Origin of the sequence: Methanobacterium sp., assembly GCA_012838205.1 — an archaeon.
In the GTDB taxonomy this organism is placed as follows: Archaea; Methanobacteriota; Methanobacteria; order Methanobacteriales; family Methanobacteriaceae; genus Methanobacterium.
Genome location: DUPR01000060.1, coordinates 1 through 8,567, shown reverse-complemented (window position 1 = coordinate 8,567; position 8,567 = coordinate 1). Strand labels below are relative to the sequence as shown.

At 35.1% G+C, this 8,567-nt stretch carries 10 protein-coding genes and 1 pseudogene; 5 read left to right on the top strand and 6 right to left on the bottom strand.

Annotated features, from left to right (window positions below):
- The 3 genes from GXZ72_08545 to rnz all read right to left on the bottom strand — a co-directional run.
- A partial coding sequence (locus GXZ72_08545; protein ID HHT19592.1) for a class E sortase occupies positions 1-530 on the bottom strand: 530 nt, incomplete at its 3' end.
- Positions 517-1,278 carry a mechanosensitive ion channel family protein gene (locus GXZ72_08540; protein ID HHT19591.1) on the bottom strand — a complete coding sequence of 254 codons (762 nt, stop codon included), beginning with the start codon at positions 1,276-1,278 and terminating at the stop codon, positions 517-519. The genes GXZ72_08540 and GXZ72_08545, both read right to left, overlap by 14 nt.
- Positions 1,271-2,185: a ribonuclease Z gene (gene rnz, locus GXZ72_08535; GenBank protein ID HHT19590.1), complete on the bottom strand. Its 915-nt coding sequence runs from the start codon at positions 2,183-2,185 to the stop codon at positions 1,271-1,273. Before rnz ends, GXZ72_08540 begins: the two co-directional genes overlap by 8 nt.
- 403 nt (positions 2,186-2,588) lie before the next feature.
- Here rnz and nadC point away from each other — a divergent pair, with 403 nt between their 5' ends.
- Together nadC and GXZ72_08525 are read left to right on the top strand one after the other, a co-directional pair.
- Positions 2,589-3,428, top strand: a complete 840-nt coding sequence (gene nadC / locus GXZ72_08530) for a carboxylating nicotinate-nucleotide diphosphorylase (protein HHT19589.1) — start codon at positions 2,589-2,591, stop codon at positions 3,426-3,428.
- A gap of 208 nt (positions 3,429-3,636) precedes the next feature.
- Positions 3,637-4,098: a hypothetical protein gene (locus tag GXZ72_08525; protein HHT19588.1), complete on the top strand. Its 462-nt coding sequence runs from the start codon at positions 3,637-3,639 to the stop codon at positions 4,096-4,098.
- Positions 4,099-4,202: 104 nt separating this feature from the next.
- Here GXZ72_08525 and GXZ72_08520 read toward each other — a convergent pair whose 3' ends face one another.
- The 3 genes from GXZ72_08520 to GXZ72_08510 all read right to left on the bottom strand — a co-directional run bounded on the left by GXZ72_08520 (position 4,203) and on the right by GXZ72_08510 (position 6,406).
- Positions 4,203-4,784: a ZPR1 zinc finger domain-containing protein gene (locus tag GXZ72_08520; protein HHT19587.1), complete on the bottom strand. Its 582-nt coding sequence runs from the start codon at positions 4,782-4,784 to the stop codon at positions 4,203-4,205.
- A 170-nt stretch (positions 4,785-4,954) separates the two neighbouring features.
- Positions 4,955-5,911, bottom strand: a complete 957-nt coding sequence (locus tag GXZ72_08515) for a hypothetical protein (GenBank protein ID HHT19586.1) — start codon at positions 5,909-5,911, stop codon at positions 4,955-4,957.
- A gap of 147 nt (positions 5,912-6,058) precedes the next feature.
- Positions 6,059-6,406, bottom strand: coding sequence for a hypothetical protein (locus GXZ72_08510; protein HHT19585.1), 348 nt, complete (start codon positions 6,404-6,406; stop codon positions 6,059-6,061).
- A 122-nt stretch (positions 6,407-6,528) separates the two neighbouring features.
- Here GXZ72_08510 and GXZ72_08505 point away from each other — a divergent pair, with 122 nt between their 5' ends.
- From GXZ72_08505 to GXZ72_08495, 3 genes and pseudogenes are all read left to right on the top strand, one after another.
- Complete coding sequence (locus tag GXZ72_08505) at positions 6,529-7,599, top strand: DUF1611 domain-containing protein (GenBank protein HHT19584.1); 1,071 nt, start codon at positions 6,529-6,531, stop codon at positions 7,597-7,599.
- 3 nt (positions 7,600-7,602) lie between these two features.
- The gene (gene sepF, locus GXZ72_08500; GenBank protein ID HHT19583.1) at positions 7,603-7,956 is read left to right on the top strand and encodes a cell division protein SepF; all 354 of its coding nucleotides are present in this window, start codon (positions 7,603-7,605) and stop codon (positions 7,954-7,956) included.
- Positions 7,957-8,084: 128 nt separating this feature from the next.
- Positions 8,085-8,507 (top strand): annotated as a pseudogene (locus tag GXZ72_08495) (DUF4388 domain-containing protein).
- Positions 8,508-8,567 lie beyond the last annotated feature (60 nt).

Sequence of the window (8,567 nt, the reverse complement as noted above, 5' to 3'; positions counted from 1 at the left end):
GGATAACATGTAACAATTAACAAACGTGCTTCTCCTTCTTGTGAAAATCTTATAGGGTTTGTTTTGTAGTCCCAACGGATATCATCTCCATTTGAAGTTACTTGGTATACAAATTTCTTCCTTTGGATAAAATCTCTAATAATTGCTTTATCTCCTGGTTTTAAAGATGCTATATTTGTAAATAATCCAGAATATTTAGTTCTATGGCCTAATAACCCACATTCTCCTGGTTTACCGGGCATAACGCTTTCGGGGTAGTGATAAACAGCATCATACGCATTTACAGTATCAGAACGGATAGTTGCAAAAATCTTCAGTTTAGGAATGTATAATTGGGCATTCATATAACCGCTAAAATCAGAGGGGTCAAGGGCGTTGACAGGGTTGCTCATCCTTTCCTTATATTCTTTAACAGTTTGTTGAGCTTTGGTAACATTTTTCATTTGTTGAAAACCAGCTATTGCTATACTTGCCGCTAAAAGAACACACAAAAGCACAATCATAATAGATGCAATTTTATACTTTGACATTTTCACTGGAATCTCTCCCAACCAAAAGTTCCTTAACTTTCATAGCCAACTGGCTACGGTAAGTTGCCACTTTCCAGGGATCACTTACCCAAACATTTAAACTTGCCCTTATGCCTGTGTCTCCCATCTCTTTAATTAGAACATTTGGTTTAGGCTCTTTCAACACCCATTTACAGTTTGATGCTGCATTTACAAGGGAAACAACTGTTACATCTAGATCCATCTCGTAGGGAATGTTTATATCCAATTCAACTTTTCGTGTTTCTTCTGCAGTATAATTTAGGTAGATATTCTTGGAGAAATTGGAGTTAGGTATGGTAATAATTTTATTATCTGTGGTTTTTATGGTGGTTACCCTGAAACCAAGCTTCATCACTGTACCACTTTTGCCAGATATTTCAATGATGTCTCCTATTTTAAAGCTTTTATCAGCCAGTATAAACATCCCAGATATGAAATTAGACAGGGTGTCTCGGGCTGCAAAACCAACTGCCACACCAACAATCCCTAAACTTACAATTATGCCACTGATATCCCATCCAACTTCCTTTACAACAACAGTAATTGCCACGGCTAAAACAGAATACTTAATAATTTCATTAATAACCTGTATCAATGTGGGTTCCATATTTAATTTTTTCCCAGTTTTTCGCAAAATGAACATGGCCCATTTTACAATAATGAAGGAAGAAATAAGGATTATAGCTATTTTAATTAAGGTAAAATACATTGGATCAGGATCAGTCATGTTTTTTCACCTCAAAGACCATATAATCTTCAGCTACTGTAACCTTTTGGAATATTTCTTTTGCTTCTTTTTTTAACATATCACTATCCCTATAACGGGTGCTCATGTGGAAAAGAATTAAGTTAGACACTTCAGCTTCTTTTGCTATTGTTGCTGCATGAGTACTAGTTGAATGGCCTGTTTTCAGGGCTTTATCTTCTTGGGCCGAATCAAATGTTGATTCATGTATTAAAACATCGGCTTGGTAAGCGAATTTAACCATTTCAGCGCACGGACGGGTGTCTCCAGAGTAGACAAATTTCCTTCCTTTCCTTTTTTCACCAAGTACTTCTGCAGGTTTTATTATTTTGCCATTAACCTCTACTGAGATACCTCTTTGAAGTTTACCGAAATCAGGTCCCGGTTTTAAGCCCAATTCTAAAGCCTTATCTTTCTGGAATTTAGGTGATCGTTTTTCTTCAACTGAATAAGCCAAGTTAGGGATGGAATGTTGCATGGGGCAAGACTTAATTATATATTCTTCTGTTTCTCTAATTATTCCTTCATTTATCCCCCTGATTTCATGTGCATTGATGGGAAATGATAGGGAATAGTAACCCAAATTTTTAATGTTTTCTACAGTTTTTATAATTCCTTCTGGACCGTAGATGTGCAATGAATTCTTCCTTCCTCTAAAGGCCATGGACTGTATCAAGCCAGGCAATCCCAAAAAATGGTCACCATGAAGGTGTGTGATGAAAATTTGGTTTATCTTCATTGGGCTAAGTTTAAGATGTGTCATCTGTCGTTGGGTGCCTTCCCCACAATCAAAAAGCATAACTTCTCCAAAAGCCTTCAAAGCTATAGCTGAATGATTTCTTTTAGTAGTTGGGAGCGCAGATGATGTTCCTAAAAATATTAGCTCCATACAGATTCACCAAGTTCATATAAATTCTTAATGTTCAGTAAAAAAATTTCTTCTTATTGGTTTTATGTTCGTTATGATTCATGTTCTTAAAGGCTATTTTATTATTGGATATACTTCTATTATTCTCTTTATTTTTTTAATAGTTTATGGATTAATGTTTTAAATAGATTCTATATCAATATTTAGCCTATATCCATAATAACTCGTATTTATTTGAAGGTGAAAATATATATTCCAAATTTAATAAAATATTATAAGTATTCCAGCTATAATCATTCATTTCATAATTCTATTATTGAAAATGATTCTAATGCATTCATTTTTCTATATGGATGATATTATTTTATGAATGATTCAATAAAATTTTATTAAATTATGTAGGGGAAACAAGTAAGGTGTAATCATGATCTATGGCCTTAAAAATATTATTTCCAATGATTTAGGTTTTGAGGATATCACTACCCGTGCATTGATCCCAAAGGGAATGCAAGTCAATGGTAAGATAATATCTAACGAAGAGGGAACAGTTGCTGGAGTGTACTTGGCATCTGAAATTTTCACTGAGTTTGGAGTGGAAACCAAAATCATGAAAAATGATGGTGAAAAGGTTCAGGAAGGTCAAATTATCATGGAAATCTCTGGTGATCCTCATGATATCCTGAGTTTAGAACGTACTGTTCTCAATCTTATGATGCGAATGAGTGGAATTGCAACTTTAACAGCAAAAATGGTTAAAATGGTTAAAAAGGCCAATCCTAATGTCATCCTCGCTGGAACTCGTAAAACCACTCCGGGGCTTCAATTTTTTGAGAAAGATGCCATCCGGGCTGGAGGAGGAGATACCCATCGTTATCGTCTTGATGATGGTATACTAATCAAGGACAACCACTTGGCTTTGGTTGGGGATGTAGCTGAAGCCGTGTCTCGGGCCCGAAAATATGCCAGTTTCACTAAAAAAATAGAAATAGAAGTTGAAACCATTGAAGAAACACTTCAAGCTGCCAAAGCAGGGGCAGATATTATAATGCTCGATAACATGTCTCCAGATGAAGTTAAAAATGTTTTATCAGTTCTCGATAAGGAAAATCTCCATAATAATATCTTAATTGAGGTTTCGGGTGGAATTAATTCTGAAAATATTGTTCCTTTTGCAAAGACAGGGGTGGATGTTATATCCACTGGATACATGACTCATTCTGCAAGATCATTGGACCTAAGTCTAGAATTAGATAAAATGCAATAAGACATATACATTCACAAATGAAATATTCTACTAAGGTTACTCAGTACTGCCAATATTTTTTATTTGATCTATGATTATTGTCATGATATAAGTATAAATCAGCATAAATTTTGCACGTAAATCATCATTTTAACCATATCTATATAAGAGACCCTGCACATAACATTTTAGTAGTGGCACTATTTTGAAATTATCAGGAGAACCCGTAATGTACGACGAAAATGAAGAAGAATTTAACCAAGAAGATTTACAAGAAGAAAATGAAGAAATTATCCAATCTGATGATCAAGATGAAAGTTCACAAGAAGAAGGGGAAGATTTGCCCTTCGCCAAAGCCGAAGTCGTGCGCTTGATGAAACAAAATCTCGACTCTGACAAGATGATCAGAGAAAGGGTAAAAGTTGAAATGAACAAGTTCCTTGGTGAAGTGCTGGTTAAGGTTTGCGAGCAACTAAACGAATATCCATACACCACAATAGAGTATGAAATGCTGAAAGAGTCGATCTATCCTTATCAGAATATTGAAAGAATTAATGAGGAAAAAAAGAGGATATTGATGCACTTACATGCAATAAAAGCAGATTGTGATGCTTTGAGTATGGATGTAAAAAGGACACTTAAACTCAAAGACGTTCCAGAAGAAGAATCAGATATTCCATTTATGGATTAAGTACCTTTTTATGGGTTACGTAAACATTTTTTTTTTATTTTTTTACTTAAACCGTACAATCAACTCAAGAAATGTGCAAATTTTTCAAAAATCATATATCCTTTTCATTCATATTCTAATTCCTCATTTTCAAATGTGAGAAATCCAGTTTTTAATCTTTTAATCTCATCTTGGGTCAATTCAGTTTTTTGAGCATTTTCATGTATGATAATGCTATGGCCAAAAGGATCTTCCAGTATTAAAGTAACCTTTTTATTACCATTTTTAACTTCATCAATGAATTCCATTATTTTAACTGCATTTTCCCTGCTTTGCTGATCTTCAGTCCATGACAAAGCGGTTTTAACCGCTTTTTCGAATCGATCAAGAACTCCTTCTACATTAGAGACATATCCTTGTGATTGGGGTCCTGGTTCCACCTTAAGCCCTAGTTCGGGAATCGTCATGGTAGTTGACTGTGATTTCACCACCCTGGCATTTAAATTATCCTTCCCAATTAGGAGAACGTATTTGACAGGATCTTTTTTTTCAATACAAATGGTATCAGCATGTTTATAGCCGCATTCATGGCATAAAAGTGTTGATTCCATGATCTCCCCAAAATAGGGGATTTTTTCAGTTTTTGTAGTCACTTCCATTTTTTGACGTGCCTTACATATTGGGCAGTCAGAAAACATTTTACTCAAATTTATTACTCCAATTATTTTATTGAATCAAATCTATAATACTCTGAAATAATCATTTAATTTAAAAAAAAATCGTCTGAACATTTTCATTTTTTTTGAAAATTTAACTAACTCATCAAAAAAAAAGATTTTTTTTAATCAACAGATCAATTTAATCGTGTCCAATAACTCTATTCATCTGATTTATAGAGTAATCCCTTTTCATCTAGTTCTTTAATCATAGATTTAAGACTTTTTTTGTCAGGGGCACAGATTTTGTGCCGATGAATATTTCCTGAAAGCCCATAAAGTCCTTCTAAATCTTTTTTCCTTTTAGGATTTTCTTCGAGTAAATTAATAAATCTTTTAGCCTCAACAGGGTCATAAACATTAACTTTTCTCTTTAAGGGCTCTCCAAAACCAGGGAGGAAATATGAAACATCCATTATGCGACCGCCATACTTGTTAAGAATTATATCAGTTTCAACCTCTAACTGGTCAACAGAATGACGGAAAATCATCTCTTTACATATTTCCTTTATCAGAGTGAGCATCCTCTTTTTGGTATCATTAATATCTAAGTTGTTTATCACAGGAACTCGATGCTCAAATGCTTGTTGAACTAGATAATTATTTATGATCCGATTTTCTTTGAAATAGTCCAGATGTTTTCCTCCCCTCTTAATTTTCATAGCCCTTCTCACGAATCTCTCTTTATGCACTTCTTCATCAGCAGAAAGCACAAAAAAGTGGATGGATGCGTCATTCTTGAATTTTTCTATATCTAATAATCCGGGAACAAGATGGACTCCTTCAATTACCACATCATTAAAGTCATCAACGGCTCTTTTAATAACCCTCTCAATAGCAGGTATAACAAAAGAAGCATGTTCCTCAAAACCAGCATCAATCAAACTTTCAGTATTGTCACCATAACGTTGTTTATCTCTTAAAGTAACATATGCATTATATGATGACTTATGCAAGGCAGGTGCGTAATCGGGACCAATGATGCCTCGAACTATTTCACGAATGAAATCAGTTTCAATAAGATGTTTAATACCCAGCTCTTTAGCTAACTCAGAAGCGATGGTTGATTTTCCAATTCCCGAAGCACTTCCAATGAGTATAACGTAAGGTTTTCTCAAAGTGTGACCTCCAGTGCAATAATATCCAATTGCAATTTTCAGGGTGGTTCAGGGATGATTGCTATTATAATTATCGAGTTCAAGGGATATGAATGATATATGCGACGATTTTGTGTTAATAAATTTTTTTGGGAATTCCCAATAGTATTAAGTTAGGAATTCCACAACTCTTTCAGCACTGCGACGCATCTCAATCCTAATCAGACCAAGATTAATATCTATATCTGCAATCACTACCAGTATGCCTTCACCGGCATCAATCATCAAGGTTTTACCTTTACTACCCTCAATCATGACTTGCTGGAGAGGTTGGTGTTTCATTTCTTCTGCAGAACGTTCTGCAGTACCAAAAACAGCAGAAGCCATTGCAGCAACTAACTCTGAATCTATATCGGTTGGAACTTCGCTTTCGATTATCAAACCATCTTTACCAACCACGAGGGATCCACTTACCCCATTTATTCGGCCTAAATCTTTAAGTATTCTTTCTATCATAATCATGCCTCCACAATAGAATTATACATGCTACCTAAAGTATATATCTTGGTTTGACATTTATTAAATAAATAAGTAATGTAATATTTCACTTATTCAGTAAATTTATCAGGAGTGATCTTTTGTATTTTGTGGCCTCTGTTCAGGAATTACAAGAATTTAATCCATTCATAATCATTGGGTGTGGTGGTGGTGGCGAAAAATTTGCTAACTTCACTGGAATTAAAGCTGTTGGTTTTATAGACGATAATAAACAAAAACAAGGTCAAAGATTTTGTGATAATATTATTTCCTCGGATTTACCTACTCTCGCCGAAACTACTGATGCTCGCAGTGTAGCCATAATGCTACCAATTGGGGCGGAAGGATCTGCAATTAAATATGCAGTTCAAGCAATAGATCTTGGTCTAAATGTGGTTAGTTCTTTTCGATCTCTTCCATTGCATCGAAATCAATCTTTATTGGATTTTGCCAAGTCTAAAAATGTCCAGTTAAAGGAAATAAGTCCCCGGCTTGATGTGGTAAAAAAATTATTTGGGAAAGCACCGGCCACATGCACTGAAGTTCTCCCAAAACTTGATTATAAGCCTAAGACTCCAGTAATTTTTGTGGGAGGAACCTCACAAGAGTGTGGTAAACGAACAACCACACGTTTATTGGGGCAAACTGCAAAAAAAATGGGACTTAATCCGGGTGTTATTTCAACTGATGAAATGGGATTAGAACAACCAGTGGATCTTAATTTTAGGGCTGGCAGTTTATCTGTTATGGATGTTGCTTCAGCAGTAATGGGAAGTGTAAAATATATAGAGAAAGAGAAGAGTCCTGACATAATTTTTATAGAAAGCCAATCTAGCCTAACTGAGAGGCAGAACCCACATCCGCGAGGTTTATCTGCAGCAATTTTGGCAGGCGCCCAACCCGACGCTGCCATTGTTTGTCATCGTTTTAACCATCCTTACCGTTATCCAATGGGAATTGAACAGGAGATAAGGGCCATAGAAGCTATGGAACCTACTAAAGTTGTGGGCATTTCCCTAAATTTAAGAAATTTCACTGAAGATAAATCAAAGGCGGATATTTTTTCAGAATGTGAGAAAAAATATATGCTTCCTGCTGTGGATATTTTTCAGGGTGGAGCGTCAATCTTATTAGATGCAATAACAGAATATATAGATAATAGGGGACATTGAAAAATGAAGGACATCATGGATTATTTAAAGAAAAATCTTGGCTTGGAAGAAGAGGAAGGGAAGGATGAACAGGAAACAATAATAGTGCCGGAACATTCATTTTATGAAATAGTATTAATGAAGGTCCAAAACATAGACGAATTCGATTATGCCCTCAGTCAAGTATTAGATGAAAAAAATCCCATTATTATGGATATGAGTATTCTTGAAAAAGATTCACCCAACGATTTTCAGTTGGCAGCAGAGAAATTAAAATCATTCCGTGATAATCATGGAGGAGAAGCCATTTTATTATGTAAAAATGGCAGAAACATTATCATCATCACTCCTGCAGAAATAAAGCTTATCCGAAAGTAAGTATAATAACAAAAACTTGCAACAGTTATATATTGTATTATCTGAATTATTATTGATAAAAATTAGAAGTATTAAAATAGTCAAAATTTATTGTTGATAATAATATAGGGATATGGGGAGAGATATAAATGGAGATGCCCATAACCAAACCTTCAATGGTTTCGTACGCTGATGAGCTAGATTTTCAGAAATTAATTGAAGATTTAGACAAGGAAGGGAAAAACGGATTCATCAGGGTTACTTCTGGTTCTGAAGAAGGATATATCTTATTTAAGAATGGAAAACAAGTTGCAGCTTCTTATGATGAATATTCCACATTAGAAGCATTGGAAAAGATATTTGTTGTCATAGAAAATTCTCGAACCTTAATTGAAGTCTTCGATGTTGGTCCAGCACAAGTTGATTATCTTTTGGATTTAAACAAGCCATACAAAATCGAAAACGACACAAATGTTTATGATGTAATCGGAGAATTAAAAGAAACTTCCGAAGAGACACCTGAACCTGAACCTGAGCCTGAGCCTGAGCCTGAGCCTGAGCCTGAGATTGAGCCTGAGCCTGAGATTGAGCCTGAGCCTGAGATTGAGCCTGAGCCTGAGATTGAGCCTGAG

What these genes read in the sequence shown, in the direction of transcription:
- GXZ72_08510 (HHT19585.1), bottom strand. Translation starts at nt 6,406, where the DNA reads ATGATAGAAAGAATACTTAAAGATTTAGGCCGAATAAATGGGGTAAGT.
- GXZ72_08525 (HHT19588.1), top strand. Translation starts at nt 3,637, where the DNA reads ATGTACGACGAAAATGAAGAAGAATTTAACCAAGAAGATTTACAAGAA.
- sepF (HHT19583.1), top strand. Translation starts at nt 7,603, where the DNA reads ATGAAGGACATCATGGATTATTTAAAGAAAAATCTTGGCTTGGAAGAA.
- GXZ72_08540 (HHT19591.1), bottom strand. Translation starts at nt 1,278, where the DNA reads ATGACTGATCCTGATCCAATGTATTTTACCTTAATTAAAATAGCTATA.
- nadC (HHT19589.1), top strand. Translation starts at nt 2,589, where the DNA reads ATGATCTATGGCCTTAAAAATATTATTTCCAATGATTTAGGTTTTGAG.
- rnz (HHT19590.1), bottom strand. Translation starts at nt 2,185, where the DNA reads ATGGAGCTAATATTTTTAGGAACATCATCTGCGCTCCCAACTACTAAA.